Annotated in this window: 20 protein-coding genes; 17 read left to right on the top strand and 3 right to left on the bottom strand. The window is 56.7% G+C overall.

The genetic code is table 11. From position 1 onward, the window contains the following. Positions 1-87 precede the first annotated feature (87 nt). Entirely contained in the window at positions 88-1,263 is a 1,176-nt protein-coding gene (ubiF, locus tag QRD42_RS10785) for a 3-demethoxyubiquinol 3-hydroxylase (protein ID WP_321987087.1), read from the bottom strand. Positions 1,264-1,403: 140 nt separating this feature from the next. Between ubiF and miaB the strand changes: the two genes are divergently transcribed. The 10 genes from miaB (at position 1,404) to rihA (ending at position 11,664) form a co-directional block, all read left to right on the top strand. Next, positions 1,404-2,828 (top strand): tRNA (N6-isopentenyl adenosine(37)-C2)-methylthiotransferase MiaB, encoded by a 1,425-nt coding sequence (gene miaB, locus QRD42_RS10780; RefSeq protein WP_072567758.1) that lies wholly within the window; start codon positions 1,404-1,406, stop codon positions 2,826-2,828. Positions 2,829-2,992: 164 nt separating this feature from the next. Then, complete coding sequence (locus tag QRD42_RS10775; protein ID WP_072567757.1) at positions 2,993-4,039, top strand: PhoH family protein; 1,047 nt, start codon at positions 2,993-2,995, stop codon at positions 4,037-4,039. After that, a complete protein-coding gene (gene ybeY, locus QRD42_RS10770; protein WP_072567756.1) occupies positions 4,036-4,503 on the top strand; it encodes an rRNA maturation RNase YbeY in 468 nt (155 codons plus the stop codon). The genes QRD42_RS10775 and ybeY overlap by 4 nt, the downstream gene beginning before the upstream one ends. 103 nt (positions 4,504-4,606) lie before the next feature. Continuing rightward, complete coding sequence (gene corC / locus QRD42_RS10765; RefSeq protein ID WP_072567755.1) at positions 4,607-5,485, top strand: CNNM family magnesium/cobalt transport protein CorC; 879 nt, start codon at positions 4,607-4,609, stop codon at positions 5,483-5,485. Positions 5,486-5,505: 20 nt separating this feature from the next. Beyond that, positions 5,506-7,044 (top strand): apolipoprotein N-acyltransferase, encoded by a 1,539-nt coding sequence (gene lnt / locus QRD42_RS10760; protein WP_072567754.1) that lies wholly within the window; start codon positions 5,506-5,508, stop codon positions 7,042-7,044. A 355-nt stretch (positions 7,045-7,399) separates the two neighbouring features. Then, positions 7,400-8,311 carry an amino acid ABC transporter substrate-binding protein gene (locus tag QRD42_RS10755; RefSeq protein ID WP_072567753.1) on the top strand — a complete coding sequence of 304 codons (912 nt, stop codon included), beginning with the start codon at positions 7,400-7,402 and terminating at the stop codon, positions 8,309-8,311. Positions 8,312-8,468: 157 nt separating this feature from the next. Continuing rightward, positions 8,469-9,209, top strand: a complete 741-nt coding sequence (locus tag QRD42_RS10750; RefSeq protein ID WP_072567752.1) for an amino acid ABC transporter permease — start codon at positions 8,469-8,471, stop codon at positions 9,207-9,209. After that, the gene (gene gltK / locus QRD42_RS10745) at positions 9,209-9,883 is read left to right on the top strand and encodes a glutamate/aspartate ABC transporter permease GltK (RefSeq protein WP_072567751.1); all 675 of its coding nucleotides are present in this window, start codon (positions 9,209-9,211) and stop codon (positions 9,881-9,883) included. The genes QRD42_RS10750 and gltK overlap by 1 nt, the downstream gene beginning before the upstream one ends. Next, positions 9,883-10,608: an amino acid ABC transporter ATP-binding protein gene (locus QRD42_RS10740; protein ID WP_321987086.1), complete on the top strand. Its 726-nt coding sequence runs from the start codon at positions 9,883-9,885 to the stop codon at positions 10,606-10,608. The genes gltK and QRD42_RS10740 overlap by 1 nt, the downstream gene beginning before the upstream one ends. Before the next feature lie 117 nt (positions 10,609-10,725). Next, positions 10,726-11,664, top strand: coding sequence for a pyrimidine-specific ribonucleoside hydrolase RihA (gene rihA, locus QRD42_RS10735; RefSeq protein WP_321987085.1), 939 nt, complete (start codon positions 10,726-10,728; stop codon positions 11,662-11,664). A 44-nt stretch (positions 11,665-11,708) separates the two neighbouring features. Here rihA and QRD42_RS10730 read toward each other — a convergent pair whose 3' ends face one another. Next, a complete protein-coding gene (locus QRD42_RS10730) occupies positions 11,709-12,191 on the bottom strand; it encodes a zinc ribbon-containing protein (RefSeq protein WP_072567748.1) in 483 nt (160 codons plus the stop codon). Positions 12,192-12,415: 224 nt separating this feature from the next. Between QRD42_RS10730 and leuS the strand changes: the two genes are divergently transcribed. Genes leuS through nadD form a run of 4 tightly spaced genes read left to right on the top strand, consistent with a single transcriptional unit; the run spans position 12,416 to position 17,253 of the window. Beyond that, positions 12,416-14,998, top strand: a complete 2,583-nt coding sequence (gene leuS / locus QRD42_RS10725; protein ID WP_318377219.1) for a leucine--tRNA ligase — start codon at positions 12,416-12,418, stop codon at positions 14,996-14,998. 14 nt (positions 14,999-15,012) lie between these two features. Next, on the top strand, positions 15,013-15,579 hold the full coding sequence (gene lptE, locus QRD42_RS10720; protein ID WP_072567746.1) for an LPS assembly lipoprotein LptE: 567 nt from the start codon (positions 15,013-15,015) through the stop codon (positions 15,577-15,579). Further along, complete coding sequence (holA, locus tag QRD42_RS10715) at positions 15,579-16,610, top strand: DNA polymerase III subunit delta (RefSeq protein WP_321987084.1); 1,032 nt, start codon at positions 15,579-15,581, stop codon at positions 16,608-16,610. Before lptE ends, holA begins: the two co-directional genes overlap by 1 nt. Before the next feature lies 1 nt (position 16,611). Next, positions 16,612-17,253, top strand: a complete 642-nt coding sequence (nadD, locus tag QRD42_RS10710) for a nicotinate-nucleotide adenylyltransferase (RefSeq protein WP_321987083.1) — start codon at positions 16,612-16,614, stop codon at positions 17,251-17,253. Here nadD and cobD read toward each other — a convergent pair. After that, entirely contained in the window at positions 17,228-18,322 is a 1,095-nt protein-coding gene (gene cobD, locus QRD42_RS10705; RefSeq protein ID WP_321987082.1) for a threonine-phosphate decarboxylase CobD, read from the bottom strand. The two genes, nadD and cobD, sit on opposite strands and share 26 nt — an antisense overlap. Before the next feature lie 98 nt (positions 18,323-18,420). Between cobD and QRD42_RS10700 the strand changes: the two genes are divergently transcribed. The 3 genes from QRD42_RS10700 to rlmH all read left to right on the top strand — a co-directional run bounded on the left by QRD42_RS10700 (position 18,421) and on the right by rlmH (position 20,073). Next, entirely contained in the window at positions 18,421-19,035 is a 615-nt protein-coding gene (locus tag QRD42_RS10700; RefSeq protein ID WP_321987081.1) for an adenosylcobalamin/alpha-ribazole phosphatase, read from the top strand. Between the two features lie 249 nt (positions 19,036-19,284). Continuing rightward, positions 19,285-19,602, top strand: a complete 318-nt coding sequence (gene rsfS / locus QRD42_RS10695; RefSeq protein ID WP_072567741.1) for a ribosome silencing factor — start codon at positions 19,285-19,287, stop codon at positions 19,600-19,602. 3 nt (positions 19,603-19,605) lie between these two features. Then, positions 19,606-20,073 carry a 23S rRNA (pseudouridine(1915)-N(3))-methyltransferase RlmH gene (gene rlmH / locus QRD42_RS10690; RefSeq protein WP_003858701.1) on the top strand — a complete coding sequence of 156 codons (468 nt, stop codon included), beginning with the start codon at positions 19,606-19,608 and terminating at the stop codon, positions 20,071-20,073. Positions 20,074-20,085 lie beyond the last annotated feature (12 nt).

The following is a 20,085-nucleotide window of genomic DNA, read 5'->3' as shown; positions in this document are numbered from 1 at the left end:
AAAAACAAAAAAGCTCGCTTCGGCGGGCTTTTTTGTTTTTGTCCTTTCATAAACGTCCCCGGCAACGTCCTGTCGCCGGGCTGAAACTTACAAGCCTAACGCATACTTCAGCGCCTTCGTTTTCAGCACGCCTGCTCGCTGTGCCGCCATCAGGCCCAGGTTTCGCACCACCCGCAGCGGCCTCAGATTATTGCTGAATCCGGCATAGAACAGATCCATGCCGCTCTGCATGATGAAGTTATCCGCCATGCGACGGCGCTGGTAGCGTTGCAGAACGCTGTGGCTGGCCCAGGGCTCGCCGACGCTGCGCGCCTCTGCCAGCACGTCCAGCAGCGCATCCACATCGCGGTAGCCCAGGTTGACGCCCTGCCCCGCCAGCGGATGAATGGTATGCGCCGCATCACCCACCAGCGCCAGACCCGGCTGCACATAGTGCCGCGCATGACGGCGGGTCAGCGGGAAAGCGCCCGCCTGCACCGGTGTGACTTTTCCCAGCCGCGCCGGGAAGGTTTTTTCAATCTCCCGCTGCAGCTGCATCATATTGAGGGACTTCAGCTGGCGAATGCGTGCCGGGCGGTCGTACCAGACCAGCGACGCCCAGTTATCAAACAGCGGCAGAAAAGCATGCGGCCCGTCAGGGGTGAACTGCTGCCAGGTGGCGTCGCCCGGCGGGTTTTCGCACTGAACGGTGATCAGCATGCAGGATTGTTCATATTGCCAGGCGTGGATACCGATCCCGGCCCACTGGCGTACCTGTGAATTCGCCCCGTCTGCGCCTGTTACCAGCCTGGCGCACAGGGTATCGCCATCGACAAACTCCAGCACATGATGCTCGGCCTCGCGGTGCATAGCGCGAAGACAGGCGGGCGCGCGCAGGGTGATATTCGGCTGGCGCTCCAGCGCCTCCCACAGCGCGCGTTGCAGCACGTTGTTTTCCACCATGTAACCCAGCAGCGGCAGTTTGAGTTCAGCGGCGTCGAACAGAACGTGCGCGCTCTCCCATTCCCAGGTTTCCAGCTGCCGGTAAGGATGACAGCGCATATTCTCGATCGCCTCCCAGACGCCAAGACTGCGCAGCAGAGAGACAGAGGCGGCGCTGATGGCCGATATGCGTACATCCGGCGCGGCCGCGCTATCAAAGACGGGCGGCGTCGTCTGCTCGATCACCGTTACCTGAAAACCGTGCTGCGCCAGCCCCAGCGCCAGCGCGCTGCCGACCATCCCGCCGCCGACCACGGCCACTTCCGTTGGTTGATTCATCATGGTCTTTTTTCCTTATTTTTAATTCCCTTAAGTTTACCGGATTTTTCATTTTCGTGGGGCGGGACATGAACTATGGTCAGCGCCGGGTCAAAGCATTACAATACGCGGCCTGCATTCCTGGCGATTAACAGAGCAAGTCGATGACAAAAAAACTCCATATTAAAACCTGGGGCTGTCAGATGAACGAATACGATTCATCAAAGATGGCCGATCTGCTGGATGCCACCCACGGGTATCAACTCACCGAGGTGGCGGAAGAAGCCGATGTGCTGCTGCTTAACACCTGTTCGATTCGCGAAAAGGCGCAGGAAAAAGTCTTCCATCAATTAGGTCGCTGGAAATTATTAAAAGAGAAAAATCCTGACCTGATCATTGGCGTCGGCGGCTGTGTCGCGTCCCAGGAAGGCGATCTTATTCGTCAGCGCGCCCACTATGTCGACATCGTTTTCGGGCCACAGACCCTGCACCGCCTGCCGGAGATGATCAATTCCGTGCGCGGCAATCGCAGCCCGGTGGTGGACATCAGCTTCCCGGAAATTGAAAAATTCGACCGTCTGCCAGAACCCCGCGCCGATGGCCCGACCGCCTTTGTCTCCATCATGGAAGGCTGCAATAAATACTGCACCTACTGCGTGGTGCCTTATACCCGTGGCGAAGAAGTCAGCCGTCCGTGCGATGATATTCTGTTTGAAATCGCCCAGCTGGCCGCCCAGGGCGTGCGTGAAGTGAACCTGCTGGGGCAGAACGTCAACGCCTGGCGCGGTGAAAACTATGACGGCACCACCGGCTCCTTTGCCGAGCTGCTGCGCCTGGTGGCCGCCATCGACGGTATTGACCGCGTGCGTTTTACCACCAGCCATCCCATCGAATTTACCGATGACATTATCGAAGTCTACCGCGATACGCCGGAGCTGGTGAGCTTCCTGCACCTGCCGGTACAAAGCGGTTCCGATCGCGTGCTTAACCTGATGGGCCGTACCCATACGGCGCTGGAGTACAAGGCGATTATCCGTAAGCTGCGCGCGGCGCGTCCGGACATTCAGATAAGCTCTGACTTTATCGTCGGCTTCCCCGGTGAAACCACCCAGGATTTCGAGCAGACGATGAAGCTGATTGCCGATGTAAACTTCGACATGAGCTATAGCTTTATCTTTTCCGCCCGTCCGGGTACGCCTGCCGCCGATATGGTGGACGATGTGCCGGAAGAGGACAAAAAGCAGCGGCTGTACATTTTGCAGGAGCGCATCACCCAGCAGGCAATGGCCTGGAGCCGCCGTATGCTGGGCACCACCCAGCGTATTCTGGTGGAAGGCACCTCCCGTAAGAGCGTGATGGAGCTTTCCGGCCGTACTGAAAATAACCGCGTGGTGAACTTCGAGGGCACGCCGGAGATGATCGGCAAATTCGTCGACGTGGAAATCACGGATGTTCTGACCAACTCCCTGCGCGGCGTAGTGGTACGCACGGAAGATGAGATGGGCCTGCGCATCAGCGAAACGCCGGAGTCGGTGATCGCCCGCACCCGTAAAGAAAATGAGCTTGGCGTCGGTCTTTTCCAGCCATAATCATTGCGGCCTGCCGTCGCTGGCAGGCCTTGTTTTGCCCCCTCCAGCCCCCATATCCAATACCATGCTTGCGCCTTTTCCCCATGCCGTAAATACTTTCGGTAATGATGACATCACGCCCGTCAGCCTTTTGCTGGCAGGCTTAAAGGTATAAGAGGATTAATTTGAATACAGAAACCCGCGAAATCAGCCTTGAACCCGCCGATAATGAACGTCTGTTAAGCCTGTGCGGCCCGTTTGATGACAACGTGAAACAGCTTGAGCGCCGTCTGGGTATCGAAATTAACCGCCGCGATAACCACTTCAAACTGACCGGTCGCCCGATCAGCGTGAACGCGGCTGCCGATATTCTGCGTAGCCTGTACGTCGATACCGCCCCGATGCGCGGTCAGACGCAGGAGATCGAGCCTGAACAGATCCATCTGGCGATCAAAGAAGCCCGCGTGCTGGAACAGAGTGCGGAAAGCGTGCCGGAATACGGCAAGGCGATCCATATCAAAACCAAGCGCGGGGTGATCAAACCCCGTACGCCGAATCAGGCGCAGTACGTGGCTAATATTCTCGATCACGACATCACCTTTGGCGTAGGGCCTGCCGGTACCGGTAAGACCTATCTCGCCGTGGCTGCCGCCGTCGACGCCCTAGAGCGCCAGGACGTGCGCCGCATTCTGCTGACCCGCCCGGCGGTGGAAGCCGGTGAAAAACTCGGCTTCCTGCCCGGTGATTTAAGCCAGAAAGTGGATCCTTATCTGCGCCCGCTGTATGACGCGCTGTTCGAGATGCTCGGCTTTGAGAAAGTTGAAAAGCTTATGGAGCGCAACGTAATCGAAGTGGCACCGCTGGCGTATATGCGCGGCCGTACGTTAAACGATGCGTTCATCATCCTGGATGAGAGTCAGAACACCACCATCGAACAGATGAAAATGTTCCTGACCCGTATCGGCTTTAACTCGAAAGCGGTGATCACCGGTGACGTGACGCAGATTGACCTGCCGCGTAACCTTAAATCCGGCCTGCGCCACGCTATTGAGGTGCTGGCCGAGGTGGATGAGATCAGCTTTAACTTCTTCCACAGCGAAGACGTGGTGCGCCACCCGGTGGTTGCCCGTATCGTTAACGCTTACGAGGCCTGGGAAGAGGCCGACCAAAAACGTAAAGCTGAACTGGCCGCCGAGCGCAAACGCGAAGCCCAGCAGCAGGAGCAAAAATGAGTTCTGTGATACTCGATTTACAACTGGCCTGCGAGGATACCGCAGGCCTGCCGACTGAAGCCCAGTTCCAGGACTGGCTGAATGCGGTGATCCCGCAGTTTCAGGAAGAATCAGAAGTTACCATCCGCGTGGTGGACGACGCCGAAAGTCATGAACTGAATCTGACCTACCGCGGTAAAGATAAATCCACCAACGTGCTGTCGTTCCCGTTTGAAGCGCCGCCGGGGATTGAAATGCCGCTGCTGGGGGATTTAATTATCTGCCGTCAGGTAGTGGAGCAGGAAGCCCGCGAACAGGGAAAACCGCTGGACGCACACTGGGCGCATATGGTGATCCACGGCAGTTTGCACCTGCTGGGTTATGATCATATTGAAGATGACGAAGCAGAAGAAATGGAAGGCATCGAAACAGAGATAATGCTTGCTCTGGGCTATGAGGATCCGTACATTGCCGAGAAGGAGTAGTCTGTGCGCCGGTTTACCGGCGCGGCTGCTTTTCATGCCGTCTGGCGCTGAGTTTACGCGTGACGTGCGACATTTTGATTAACATGAGATCCCACACGACGCCATGAGCGACGACAATTCCCACAGTAACGATACACTTAACAGCAAAAAGGGATTTTTTTCCCTCTTACTGAGCCAGCTTTTCCACGGTGAACCTAAAAACCGCGATGAATTACTGGCGCTAATCCGTGATTCCGGGCAGAACGATCTTATCGATGAAGATACGCGTGACATGCTCGAAGGGGTAATGGATATTGCAGACCAGCGCGTCCGCGACATCATGATCCCCCGCTCGCAAATGATCACCCTCAAACGCAATCAAACGCTGGATGAATGTCTCGACGTTATCATCGAGTCTGCCCACTCGCGTTTTCCGGTGATCAGCGAAGACAGAGATCACATTGAAGGGATTCTGATGGCCAAGGATCTGCTGCCGTTTATGCGCAGCGATGCCGAAGCCTTTAGCATGGAGAAAGTGTTACGCCAGGTGGTGGTTGTGCCGGAAAGCAAGCGGGTGGACCGCATGCTGAAAGAGTTCCGTTCACAACGTTACCACATGGCGATCGTCATTGATGAATTTGGTGGCGTTTCAGGTCTGGTGACCATTGAAGATATTCTTGAGTTGATCGTCGGTGAAATTGAAGACGAATACGATGAAGAAGAGGATATCGAATTCCGCCAGCTCAGCCGTCATACCTGGACGGTGCGCGCGCTGGCCTCCATTGAAGACTTCAACGAAACCTTCGGTACCAACTTCAGCGATGAAGAAGTGGATACCATCGGCGGCCTGGTGATGCAGGCGTTCGGGCATCTGCCTGCACGCGGCGAATCCATCGACATTGATGGTTACCAGTTTAAAGTTGCGATGGCCGACAGCCGCCGTATTATTCAGGTTCATGTCAGAATACCGGATGATTCTCCCCAGCCAAAACTGGACGAATAAAACCACTACTGGATGAATAAATGGTTTTTGCCCCATTAATGGAACGCCAGCGCTATCGCCTGCTGCTGGCGCTGATACTCGGAGCCAGCGGAACGCTGGCTTTTTCTCCTTATGATATCTGGCCTGCCGCGCTGCTGTCTCTGATGGGGCTGCAGGGGCTGACCCTCAACCGCCGCCCCCTGCAGGCCGCCTGGATTGGTTATTTCTGGGGGCTGGGGCTGTTTGGTTCCGGCATCAACTGGGTTTACGTCAGCATCGCGCAGTTCGGCGGCATGCCCGGCCCGATCAATATTTTCCTCGTCGTACTGCTGGCCGCCTATCTGTCGCTCTATACCGGTCTGTTTGCCGGGATCCTCTCCCGCCTGTGGCCGAAGACGAACTGGCTGCGCGTGGCGATTGCCGCGCCTGTCGTCTGGCAGCTGACGGAATTCCTGCGCGGCTGGGTGCTGACCGGCTTCCCGTGGTTGCAGTTTGGCTACAGCCAGATCGACGGCCCGCTGAAAGGGCTGGCGCCGGTGATGGGCGTGGAAGCGATCAACGCCCTTCTGATGATAGTCAGCGGCCTGCTGGCGCTGGCTATCGCGACCCGCAACTGGCGTCCGCTGGCGGCGGGCGTGGTGCTGTTCGCGCTGCCCTTCCCGCTGCGCTATGTTCAGTGGTATACGTTGCTGCCGGAAAAAGCCACGCAGGTGTCGCTGGTGCAGGGCGATATTCCGCAGTCGCTGAAATGGGATGAAAACCAGCTGGTGAATACGCTGGAGATCTACCTTAGCAACAGCGAGCGGGAGATGGGCAAATCGCAACTGATCATCTGGCCGGAGTCCGCCATTCCGGATCTGGAAATCAACCAGCAGCGCTTTTTAAGCTCGCTGGACGCGCAGCTGCGTGACAGAGACACAACGCTTATCACCGGCATTGTGGATGCGCGTCTGAATCAGCAGAATCGCTACGATACCTACAACACTATCATTACGCTGGGTAAAGACAGTCCGTATCGTTATGACTCCACCAATCGCTACAACAAAAACCATCTGGTGCCGTTTGGCGAGTTCGTGCCGCTGGAGTCGATCCTGCGTCCGCTGGCGCCGTTCTTTGACCTGCCGATGTCGTCATTCAGCCGCGGGCCTTACGTGCAGCCGCAGCTGCATGCGCACGGGTTTAATCTGACGCCCGCCATCTGCTATGAAATCATTCTCGGCGAACAGGTGCGGGACAACTTCCGTCCGGATACGGACTTCCTGCTGACCATTTCCAACGATGCCTGGTTCGGTAAATCTATCGGCCCGTGGCAGCACTTCCAGATGGCGCGTATGCGTTCGCTGGAGCTGGCACGTCCGCTGCTGCGCAGCACCAACAATGGCATTACCGCCGTGATTGGTCCGCAGGGCGACATTCAGGCTATGATCCCGCAGTTTACCCGTCAGGTGCTGACGGCAGAGGTCACGCCGGCACGTGGCCTTACGCCTTATGCCCGCACCGGCAACTGGCCGCTGTGGATCCTCACCGCGCTCGCCGGTTTCGGCGCGCTGGTGATGAGTCTGCGCCAGCGTCGTCACTAATCCCTCTCCTCCAGGACCGGTCGCACACAGTGCACCGGGCCTGCACTCCTTCAAAACTGGCACACCTCTTGCTACCCATTAGCAGGGAACAGCGATTTTTTGCGGCTCTGCAACCTTGATGCACCAGCACGGATCGGCGGCGGCACTAATTTGGTGCAAGCAGCGATTTATGCCTCTAAACGGTGCGGAGCGCCTCGCAAAAATAAACAATATCGCAGCAAAATCTTTACATTAAGCCAGACTAAATGTTAACAAACACGCATAACACTGCACGCTTAAGCAGCAGGATATAACAACACAATCACTCACACTGGGTATCAATGCGTCTCTGGCGCTGACGATGAAGGAGTTGGATATGCAATTACGTAAACTGGCCACAGCAATGCTGGTGATGGGAATGTCCGCCGGCGTAGCGCAGGCTGAAGATGCAGCCCCTGCGGCCGGGCAAAGCACGCTGGAAAAAATCGCCAAAAACGGCGTGATCGTGGTCGGACACCGTGAATCTTCCGTACCGTTCTCCTACTACGATAACCAGCAAAAAGTGGTGGGTTATTCGCAGGCTTACTCCAACGCCATTGTTGAAGCGGTAAAGAAAAAGCTTAACAAGCCGGATCTGCAGGTAAAACTGATCCCTATCACCTCGCAAAACCGTATTCCGCTGTTGCAGAACGGCACCTTTGATTTCGAGTGCGGCTCCACCACCAATAACCTGGAGCGCCAGAAGCAGGCCGCTTTCTCTGACACTATTTTCGTTGTCGGCACCCGTCTGCTGGCGAAAAAAGGCGGCAACGTAAAAGACTTCGCCGATCTGAAAGGTAAAGCGGTCGTGGTGACGTCAGGCACCACCTCTGAAGTGCTGCTGCACAAGCTTAACGAAGAGCAGAAAATGGATATGCGCATCATCAGCGCGAAAGATCATGGTGACTCCTTCCGTACCCTGGAAAGCGGTCGTGCCGTGGCCTTTATGATGGACGATGCCCTGCTGGCGGGCGAGCGTGCGAAGGCGAAAAAACCGGATAACTGGGAAATCGTCGGCAAGCCGCAGTCACAGGAAGCCTATGGCTGCATGCTGCGTAAAGGCGATACCGAATTCAAGAAGCTGATGGATGACACCATCGCGCAGGCGCAGACGTCCGGCGAAGCGGCGAAATGGTTTGATAAGTGGTTCAAAAACCCGATCCCGCCAAAAAATCTGAATATGAACTTTGAGCTGTCGGATGAGATGAAAGCGCTGTTCAAAGAACCTAACGATAAAGCACTTAACTAATTACAACCATTAGGGGCGGGTTCTCCTGCCCTCTCGATTGATATGAAGCACGGACAGACTATACGCTGAAGGGTCGTTCCCCTTTCAGCACGAATATTACAGCTTCTTATTAATCTTCGGGGGTAGCGCTGCTACCCTTTTTTTTCAGAGGTAGATTATGTCAATAGACTGGAACTGGGGAATTTTCCTGCAACAAGCCCCGTTCGGCAACACCACCTATCTTGGCTGGCTGTGGAGCGGTTTTCAGGTCACGGTCGCGCTGTCGATCACCGCCTGGATCCTTGCTTTCCTGGTCGGCTCACTGTTTGGCATCCTCAGAACCGTGCCTAACCGGTTCCTGGCAGGCATCGGGACGCTTTACGTCGAACTCTTCCGTAACGTGCCGTTAATCGTGCAATTCTTTACCTGGTATCTGGTCGTGCCTGAACTGCTGCCGGAAGATCTCGGCATGTGGTTTAAAGCCGAGCTCGATCCCAATATCCAGTTCTTCCTGTCGTCAATGATCTGCCTCGGGCTGTTTACCGCCGCCCGTGTGTGCGAGCAGGTGCGTGCGGCAATAGAGTCGCTGCCGCGCGGCCAGAAAAACGCCGGGCTGGCGATGGGCCTGACGCTGCCGCAAACCTATCGCTATGTGCTGCTGCCGAATGCCTATCGGGTGATCGTGCCGCCAATGACGTCTGAGATGATGAACCTGGTGAAAAACTCCGCCATCGCCTCGACCATTGGTCTGGTGGATATGGCGGCGCAGGCGGGTAAGCTGCTGGATTACTCCGCCCACGCCTGGGAATCCTTCACTGCTATTACCCTTGCCTACGTCCTGATTAATGCCGTGATTATGCTGGTAATGAACCTGGTAGAACGTAAAGTCCGCCTGCCTGGCAATATGGGAGGCAAATAATGTACGAGTTTGACTGGAGTTCCATTATTCCGGCGATGCCCTATCTGCTTGACGGACTCTGGGTGACGCTGAAAATTACCGTTACGGCGGTGATTGTCGGTATCGTCTGGGGCACTATTCTGGCGGTGCTGCGCATGTCGACGTTCAAGCCGCTGGCGTGGTTTGCCACTGCCTATGTGAACGTTTTCCGCTCCATCCCACTGGTGATGGTGCTGCTGTGGTTCTATCTGATTGTGCCGGGTCTGTTGCAGGATGTGCTGGGGCTGTCGCCCAAATCGGATATTCGCCTCATCTCCGCGATGGTCGCCTTCTCGATGTTTGAGGCCGCCTATTATTCGGAAATTATTCGCGCGGGTATTCAGAGTATTTCACGCGGCCAGTCAAGCGCTGCGCTGGCGCTGGGCATGACCCACTGGCAGTCGATGAAGCTGATTATTCTGCCGCAGGCGTTCCGGGCGATGGTGCCGCTGCTGTTAACCCAGGGCATCGTGCTGTTCCAGGATACCTCGCTGGTGTACGTGTTAAGCCTGGCGGACTTCTTCCGCACCGCCTCCACCATCGGCGAGCGCGACGGTACCCAGGTTGAGATGATCCTCTTTGCCGGCTTCGTCTATTTTGTTATCAGTCTCAGTGCTTCACTGTTGGTCAGCTATCTGAAGAAAAGGACAGTTTAATGATTTCCCTGAAAAACGTTTCAAAATGGTATGGTCACTTTCAGGTGCTGACCGACTGCTCCACCACGGTTAAAAAAGGTGAAGTGGTGGTGGTATGCGGCCCGTCCGGATCCGGAAAGTCGACGCTGATCAAAACCGTCAACGGCCTTGAGCCGGTGCAGAAAGGCGAGATCGTGGTGAACGGCACCACCGTGACCGACAAGAAAACCAACCTGGCGGAGCTGCGCTCCCACGTTGGCATGGTGTTCCAGCATTTCGAGCTGTTCCCGCATCTGTCGATTATCGAAAACCTGACGCTGGCGCAGATCAAAGTGCTTAAGCGCGATAAAGCCGCCGCCCGTGATAAAGCCAGCAAACTGCTGGAGCGTGTGGGTCTTGCGGCACACGCCACCAAATTTCCGGCCCAGCTGTCCGGTGGCCAGCAGCAGCGTGTGGCTATCGCCCGCGCGCTCTGTATGGATCCGGTGGCGATGCTGTTTGACGAACCCACCTCGGCACTGGATCCGGAGATGATCAACGAAGTGCTGGACGTGATGGTCGAGCTGGCGCAGGAAGGCATGACCATGATGGTGGTGACGCACGAAATGGGTTTTGCGCGTAAAGTCGCCAGCCGCGTGATTTTTATGGATGAAGGCAAAATCGTTGAAGACTCGCCGAAAGAGGAGTTCTTTGCGAATCCGGCCTCCGATCGCGCAAAAGATTTCCTCGCCAAAATCCTGCATTAATCTTCCTGGCGCGCAGGGCATATCTGCGCGCCGCTTCACGTTTTCTACCCGCCTTTATCGTCTGCCTTTCAGTGACGCGTTACCCTTGTCACAAAACAACACGGATAAGGAATACCAATGGCACTGCCCGTAATAATTGATTGCGATCCAGGTCATGATGACGCTATCGCCCTCGTACTCGCCCTTGCCTCCCCGGAACTGGACGTCAAAGCCGTCACCTCTTCCGCCGGAAACCAGACGCCGGACAAAACCCTGAATAACGTGCTGCGGATGCTGACGCTGCTTAAGCGCAGCGACATTCCGGTGGCGGGCGGTGCGGTAAAACCGCTGATGCGCGAGCTTATCATCGCCGATAACGTGCACGGCGAAAGCGGGCTTGATGGCCCGGCATTACCGGAGCCGGGTTTTGCGGCGCAGCCCTGCACCGCCGTTGAGCTGATGGCAAAAACCCTGCGCGAGAGCGCGGAGCCGGTCACTCTGGTGGCTACCGGGCCGCAAACCAACGTGGCGCTACTGCTAAACAGCCATCCGGAACTGCATGACAAAATCGCGCGTATTGTGATCATGGGCGGCGCAATGGCACCGGGTAACTGGACGCCCGCCGCCGAATTCAATATTTATGTCGATCCGGAAGCGGCGGAAATCGTCTTCCGCTCCGGCATTCCGGTGGTGATGGCGGGGCTGGATGTCACCCATAAAGCACAGATCCACGCCGCGGATGTGGAGCGTTTTCGCGCCATCGGCAATCCGGTGGCTGTGATTGTGGCCGAACTGCTCCACTTCTTTATGGAATATCACAAACAGGAAAAATGGGGCTTTGTGGGCGCGCCGCTGCACGATCCCTGCACCATCGCCTGGCTGCTGAAACCGGAAATTTTCACCACGGTGGAGCGCTGGGTCGGCGTGGAAACCCGCGGGCAGTACACCCAGGGTATGACGGTGGTGGATTACTATTTCCTGACCGGCAATACGCCGAATACGACGGTGATGATGGATGTCGATCGCGGGGCTTTTGTGGATTTACTGGCCGAACGACTGGCGTTCTACGGAGAATAAAGCGTGATGGCCGGAAACGCCTGAAGGCGCTCCGGCCTTAAAATTTACGGCTCGAAAGGACGACGCTGGAACTGGTCATGACCGCACTTCGGACATAACGGCAGCGCATCCGGCGTGTAAACCGCAAGATGGAAATGGCACTTTTCACAGACCAGGTTACCCAGCCCCACCACTTCCCCGCTGTGATAGACCCCGTGGTGATTGAGATCGGAAAAGACTTCCCGCCACTCCAGCTGGGTTTTATCGGTAATATCCGCCAGCTGCTGCCAGACGCTCTCTTTGATCACCCGCATAAAAACGCTGTCGGTCAGTTCGCCCTGGCTTTCCCCATAGCTGCGCGCAAACTCCTCCAGATCGCGGCGAATGGCGCGCAGCAGTTCATCAATTTCGGTTCGCGTTAACTCCCCGGTCTGGGTGGCGCGCAGTCTGGCCTGTTCCACAAGCGCGTCGATGTCGCGCTCGCCGTTTTGCAGGCGTTCGGTCAGCGTGCCGACCAGTTCACGGTAGTATTGAGCAACCTTGTTCATCCTTTCGCCTCCGGGCTTAGTAACACCTTCTAATAATAGACGTTATTTCCGGCATACTTTGCCAGCCGCCCCACAGAGTGTGTAAATTCCTGCAAGGATCGGCATCCCTCCTTTTGTGCGAAAGGCTGTTTTGAGGCGGGCGTTTGGGCTATGCTATGCGGATCTGAGACATCACATCTAATGCTACGCTTGTAGCTGTATTGAAAACAGGATCACTGGCTGCCATGCAAGAGCAATACCGCCCGGAAGAGATAGAATCAAAAGTCCAGCAACACTGGGACGAGAAGCGCACATTTGAAGTAACCGAAGACGAGAGCAAAGAGAAGTATTACTGCCTGTCGATGCTTCCCTATCCTTCTGGACGACTACACATGGGCCACGTCCGTAATTACACCATCGGCGACGTTATTGCCCGTTACCAGCGCATGCTGGGCAAAAACGTCCTGCAGCCGATTGGCTGGGATGCGTTCGGCCTGCCGGCTGAAGGCGCGGCGGTGAAAAACAAAACCGCTCCGGCCCCGTGGACGTACGACAATATCAATTACATGAAAAACCAGCTCAAAATGCTGGGCTTCGGTTACGACTGGAGCCGCGAGCTGGCGACCTGTACGCCGGAATACTATCGCTGGGAACAGCTGTTCTTCACCGAACTGTATAAAAAAGGCCTGGTGTACAAGAAAACCTCCGCAGTGAACTGGTGCCCGAACGACCAGACCGTGCTGGCGAACGAGCAGGTTATCGACGGCTGCTGCTGGCGCTGCGATACCAAAGTTGAGCGTAAAGAGATCCCGCAGTGGTTTATTAAAATCACCGCCTACGCTGAAGAGCTGTTAAACGATCTGGATACGCTGGACCACTGGCCGGACACCGTTAAAACCATGCAGCGTAACTGGATTGGCCGTTCCGAAGGCGTGGAAATCACCTTTGATGTGCAGGGCCATGACAGCAAGCTGACCGTCTACACCACCCGCCCGGATACCTTTATGGGCGCGACCTACCTGGCGGTAGCTGCGGGTCATCCGCTGGCGCAGGCGGCGGCGGAAAGCAATCCAGAACTGGCTACCTTCATCGACGAATGCCGCAACACCAAAGTGGCGGAAGCCGATATGGCGACGATGGAGAAAAAAGGCGTTGATACCGGCTTTAAAGCCATTCATCCGCTGACGGGCGAAGCGATCCCGGTATGGGCAGCAAACTTCGTGCTGATGGAGTACGGTACGGGCGCAGTGATGGCCGTTCCGGGCCACGATCAGCGTGACTATGAGTTTGCCAGCAAATACGGCCTGACCATCAAGCCGGTTATTCTGACGGCAGACGGCGCGGAGCCGGATCTGTCTGAACAGGCGCTGACGGAAAAAGGCACCCTGTTTAACTCCGGCGAATTCAACGGCCTGAGCTTTGAAGAGGGCTTTAACGCCATTGCTGACAAGCTGGCGGCACTGGGCGTCGGCGAGCGTAAAGTGAACTACCGCCTGCGCGACTGGGGCGTTTCCCGTCAGCGTTACTGGGGCGCGCCGATCCCGATGGTGACCCTGGAAGACGGTACGGTGATCCCGACCCCTGCCGATCAGCTGCCGGTGATCCTGCCGGAAGATGTCGTCATGGACGGCATTACCAGCCCGATCAAGGCCGATCCGGAGTGGGCTAAAACTACCGTCAACGGTCAGCCTGCGCTGCGTGAAACCGATACCTTCGACACCTTTATGGAGTCCTCCTGGTATTACGCGCGTTACACCTGCCCGCAGCACACCGACGGTATGCTGGATCCGAAAGCCGCCAACTACTGGCTGCCGGTAGACATTTACATTGGCGGTATTGAACACGCCATCATGCACCTGCTCTATTTCCGCTTCTTCCACAAACTGATGCGCGACGCGGGCATGGTTACCTCCAGCGAACCGGCGAAGCAGCTGCTGTGCCAGGGCATGGTGCTGGCGGACGCCTTCTACTATGTGGGTGCTAACGGCGAGCGCAACTGGGTGTCCCCGAAAGACGCCATCGTTGAGCGCGACGAGAAAGGCCGCATCGTGAAAGCGAAAGACGCCGACGGCCATGAGCTGGTGTATACCGGCATGAGCAAAATGTCCAAGTCGAAAAACAACGGTATCGACCCGCAGGAAATGGTTGAACGTTACGGCGCGGACACCGTGCGTCTGTTTATGATGTTTGCCTCACCGGCAGACATGACGCTGGAATGGCAGGAATCCGGCGTGGAAGGCGCGAACCGCTTCCTGAAACGCGTCTGGAAACTGGTGTATGAGCATACCTCTCAGGGCGAGGTTGCCGCGCTGAACGTGGCGAGCCTGAGCGAGGATCAGAAAGCGCTGCGCCGTGATGTACATAAAACCATCGCCAAAGTGACCGATGATATCGGTCGTCGTCAGACCTTTAACACCGCGATTGCGGCTATTATGGAACTGATGAACAAGCTGGCGAAAGCGCCGCAGGATGACGAGCAGGATCGCGCGCTGATGCAGGAAGCGCTGCTGGCCGTGGTGCGTATGCTCAACCCGTTCACGCCGCACGCCTGCTTCACGCTGTGGCAGGAACTGCATGGCGAAGGCGATATCGACAACGCGCCATGGCCGCAGGCTGACGAAAACGCGATGGTGGAAGATTCCACCTTAGTGGTTGTGCAGGTGAACGGCAAAGTACGCGGTAAAATTACCGTGCCTGTCGATGCTACCGAACAACAGGTTCGCGAACGTGCGGGTCAGGAACATCTGGTCGCGAAATATCTTGAGGGCGTTACCGTGCGTAAAGTGATTTATGTCCCGGGCAAACTGCTCAATCTGGTCGTTGGCTAAGCGCGGGAGGAAGCGTGCGATATCTGGCAACAGTTTTACTATCACTGGCGGTGCTGGTCACCGCCGGGTGCGGCTGGCATTTACGGAATACCACCCAGGTTCCTGCCGAAATGAAAACCATCATTTTCGACTCTTCGGATCCTTATGGTCCGTTAAGCCGTGCGATTCGTACCCAGCTGCGGCTGAACGGAGTTGAAGTGGTTGAGAAAGGCAGCACACGTCAGGATATTCCTTCGCTCCGTCTGGGTACCGCCAGTCTTGTACAGGACACGGCCTCTATTTTCCAGAACGGTCGTACAGCGGAATACCAGATGGTGATGGACGTATGGGCATCGCTGATGATCCCTGGCAAAGGAATTTATCCTTTAAAAACCAAGGTTTATCGTTCCTTCTTCGATAACCCGCAAAACGCGCTGGCAAAAGATGCGGAACAGACGATGATCATCCAGGAAATGTATGACAAAGCGGCGGAACAGCTGATCCGCCAGCTGCCAAGCGTACATGCCAATAGTGAGGATGCCGATGTGCCGGTGACCACGCCTGATGTTGCGCCCAGCGCCCCAACATCATTAGGTAACTGATGCTGAAGCTGTACCCTGAACAACTCCGCGCGCAGCTCAATGAAGGGCTGCGCGCGGCGTATCTGCTACTGGGTAATGATCCGCTGTTATTGCAGGAAAGTCAGGATCTGGTGCGCGCCGCGGCGATCGCCCAGGGTTTTGATGAGCATCACAGCGTGACCATTGATGCCAGCACCGACTGGTCCGCCCTCTTTTCACTGTGCCAGGCCATGAGCCTGTTTGCCAGCCGTCAGACGCTGTTATTGCAGCTCCCCGATAACGGCCCGAATGCCGCCATCAATGAACAGCTCGCCACGCTGGTCAGCCTGCTGCACGGCGATCTGCTGCTGATGGTGCGGGGCAACAAACTCACCAAAGCGCAGGAAAATGCCGCCTGGTTTAGCGCGCTGACAGAGCGCTCCGTGATGGTCACCTGTCAGACGCCGGAACAGGCGCAGCTGCCCCGCTGGGTGGCGAACCGCGCAAAACAGAACAACCTTCAGCTTGATGAAGCGGCCAGCCAGTTGCTGTGTTATTGCTATGAAGGCAACCTGCTGGCGCTGGCGCAGGCGCTGGATCGGCTGGCGCTGCTGTGGCCCGACGGCAAGCTGACGCTCCCCCGCGTGGAGCAGGCCGTTAACGACGCGGCGCACTTTACCCCTTTTCACTGGGTGGATACGCTGCTCGCCGGGAAAAGCAAACGCGCGCTCCATATCCTGCAACAGCTGCGTCTGGAAGGCTGCGAGCCGGTGATCCTGCTGCGCACCCTGCAGCGGGAACTGCTGCTGCTGGTGACCTTAAAACGTCAGTCCGCCAGCACGCCGCTGCGCACGCTGTTTGATAAGCATCGCGTCTGGCAGAACCGCCGCGCGGTGACCAGCGAGGCGCTGAACCGGCTCAGTAACGAACAGTTACGTCATGCGGTACACCTGCTCTCCCGCACTGAATTAACGGTAAAGCAGGACTACGGGCAATCGGTATGGGCGGAGCTGGAAGGGCTTTCTCTGCTACTCTGTCATAAGGCACTGGCAGATATTTTTATTGATGGATGAGATGAATCAGTTACAGGCACTGTTTGGCGGCACTTTCGATCCGGTTCATTACGGGCACCTTAAACCCGTGGAAGCGCTGGCGAATCTGATCGGCCTGTCGCAGGTGATCATCATGCCCAATAACGTGCCGCCGCATCGTCCGCAGCCGCAAGCCAGTTCGCTACAACGTAAAACCATGATCCAGCGGGCAATTGCCGATAAACCGCTGTTCAGGCTGGATGAGCGGGAACTGCAACGCGATACGCCCTCCTGGTCATCGCAAACTATTCAGGCATGGCGGGAAGAGCAAGGCCCGACGCGACCGCTGGCTTTTATTATCGGCCAGGATTCTCTGCTCTCCTTCCCCACCTGGCACCGCTATGAAACCATTCTTGATCACTGTCATTTGCTGGTCTGCCGTCGTCCCGGTTATCCACAACAGATGAGTGACGAGGCCAGCCAGCAGTGGCTGGAGCAGCACCTCACCCACCGCATCGACGATCTGCATGCCCTGCCCGCCGGGAAGATTTTCCTCGCGGAAACGCCATGGCTGAATATCTCCGCCACGCTGATCCGCGAGCGACTGTCGCGCGGCGAAGCGTGCGACGATTTGCTACCGGAGAGCGTGCTTGATTACATCAAACAGCAGGGCCTGTATCGCTAAGCACCGCCTGCATCGCGTCGATCAAGCTGTCGTTCTCCTTAAGGCTACGCACCGCCACCCGATAATAGCGTTCGTCCAGCCCCGGATAGTTACTGCAACTGCGGATCAAAATATGCTTCTCCAGCAGCGCCCGCTGTAAATCCAGCCCAGGCACCTCGCAGCGCAAAAACAGATAATTCGCCACCCCCGGCCACAGAGTCAGCCCTGTCAGCGCGCTCAGCTCCTGATACAGGCGTGGCCGTTCCCTGTTGATCCACTGCCAGGTGGCGCGCTGGTAATCCGTATCCTGCAACAGGATCTCGCCGGCCAGCGCGGCAAAGGCATTAATGGACCACGGCATCTGCCGCTGGCGTAAGCGCCCGACCGCCTGCGCATCGCTGTTAATCAGATAGCCGAGTCGCAGCCCCGGAATGGCATAGAATTTCGTCAAGGATCGCAGCACCCAGACGTGCGGGTTCGCCGCAAGATAAGGAATAAATCCGCAGTGGCCTTCGATAAAATCGATAAAGGCTTCATCGAGGATCAGCGCGATCCCAAGCGCCCGGCAGCGCGCGGCAATGGCCAGCAGCAAGCTTTCATCGGGCAGTAAGCCGGTCGGATTATTGGGCGTACAGAGAAACAGGCAGTCGAGATCGGCGGTCAGCGCATCCAGAATGTCCCCGGTGAGCTGCCATCCTGCGTCTTCACGCAGCGCGAAATCTTCTATGGCACACCCGGCCCGCTTAAGCGCGCGGCGGTACTCCGCAAAACCCGGCGTAACCAGCATTGCCCGGCGCGGCGCAAGGCCATCGACCAGGGTGAAAATCGCTTCCGTTTCGCCGTTGCCCGCCAGCAGCCAGGAGGCAGGCAGCTGATGATGCGCGGCAAGGGCCTGATGCAGATGCTGATACTCCACATCCGGGTAACGTTCGGCAAGACGCAGATTATCCACCAGCGCCTGGCGCAGCGTATCGGGCATCCCGGCAGGATTAATATTGGCGCTGAAATCCAGCAGGGCGTCAGGCGCGATCCCCAGCATGTCCGCCGCCTCGCGGATATTACCGCCGTGGGCGCTGTGAAACAAAGCCATCGGTGAACTCCTGTTAAAGCGGCTATCGGAGCGAAAAAACCGCGCCCGCTCAGCGCGCAATGGTAGACTTTATGCAGATAATATCCGGAGGATAGCGTATGCGATTATGGCTTGTACGTCATGGAGAAACCGAAGCAAACGTCGCCGGGCTGTACAGCGGCCATGCGCCGACGTCACTGACGCCGCGCGGCATTGCCCAGGCCACGGCGCTGCATTCGCTGCTGCGGGAGGTGCCTTTCGATCAGGTGCTGTGCAGCGCCCTGGAACGCGCGCAGCATACCGCCCGGCTGGTACTGAACGACCGTGATATTCCGCTGCACACCACGCCCCTGCTCAATGAGATGTTTTTTGGCGACTGGGAACTGCGCCATCATCGCGATTTAAAACAGGAAGACGCAGATAATTACGCCGCCTGGTGTCTCGACTGGCAGAACGCCGTGCCGACCAACGGCGAAGGGTTTCAGGATTTTTCACAGCGCGTGCAACAATTTATTGCCGGGCTGCGTGACTGGCAGCACCACGATAACGTGCTGATTGTCAGCCATCAGGGGGTGATCAGTCTACTGATCGCCACGCTGCTTAACATGCCTGCTGCCTCGTTGTGGCATTTTCGCGTCGAACAGGGGGCGTGGAGCGCCATCGATTTTCACGAGGATTTTGCCACCCTGAGCGTACTGAACAGCCGCGCGGTCTGGCAGCCGGACGCCGGATAATCGTCCTGCGCGTCATTACATGATTGACACGCCCGGCAAGGCTGTTATCCTCCGCTGCCGGACTTGCCCCGCCATGCAAAGTCTTTAAGAAATTGTTTTACAAAAATGGCGATGCAATCTCCTGCCGCGGGTGGGATGATAGCCCACTTTCAAAAATCTTACTGGCGGCATGTGTCCCGCCAGAATGACAGTTCAGTTATACTGTCATACCTTCATTAATGACTATATGTACGCTCCCAGGGGGAACACTTGCAGGGTAAAGCACTCCAGGATTTTGTTATCGACAAAATTGATGACCTGAAAGGTCAGGACATCGTGAAAATTGACGTTCAGGGTAAGTCCAGCATCACTGATTGCATGATTATTTGCACCGGCACCTCCACCCGCCATGTGATGTCGATTGCCGACCATGTGGTGCAGGAGTCACGCGCGGCGGGCATGATGCCGCTTGGCGTGGAAGGCGAAAACGTCGCCGACTGGGTGGTGGTCGATTTAGGCGAAGTGATTGTTCACGTCATGCAGGCAGAGAGCCGTGCGCTGTACGAGCTGGAAAAACTCTGGGGTTAATGCGTGAAGCTGCAACTGGTCGCCGTCGGCACCAAAATGCCGGACTGGGTACAAACCGGCTTTACTGAATATCTGCGTCGTTTTCCGAAGGATATGCCGTTCGAGCTGGTAGAAATTCCCGCCGGAAAACGCGGTAAGAACGCCGATATCAAACGCATTCTCGATAAAGAGGGTGAGTTAATGCTGGCTGCGGCTGGCAAAAACCGCATCGTCACCCTCGATATTCCGGGCAAACCCTGGGATACGCCGCAGCTGGCTCATGAACTGGAACGCTGGAAGCAGGACGGACGCGACGTCAGCCTGCTGATCGGCGGGCCGGAAGGGTTATCCCCTGCCTGTAAAGCGGCAGCTGAACAAAGTTGGTCTCTCTCTGCACTGACGCTACCCCACCCGCTGGTTCGGGTACTGGTGGCGGAAAGCCTCTATCGTGCATGGAGCATTACTACCAACCATCCTTATCACCGAGAGTAATGAGACCAGGTA

The sequence above is a fragment of the Enterobacter sp. PGRG2 genome, from assembly GCF_030291195.1.
Classification (GTDB): domain Bacteria; phylum Pseudomonadota; class Gammaproteobacteria; order Enterobacterales; family Enterobacteriaceae; genus Enterobacter_D.
Note: the sequence above shows the minus strand (reverse complement) of the source record. Positions and strands in the feature narration are given on the sequence as shown.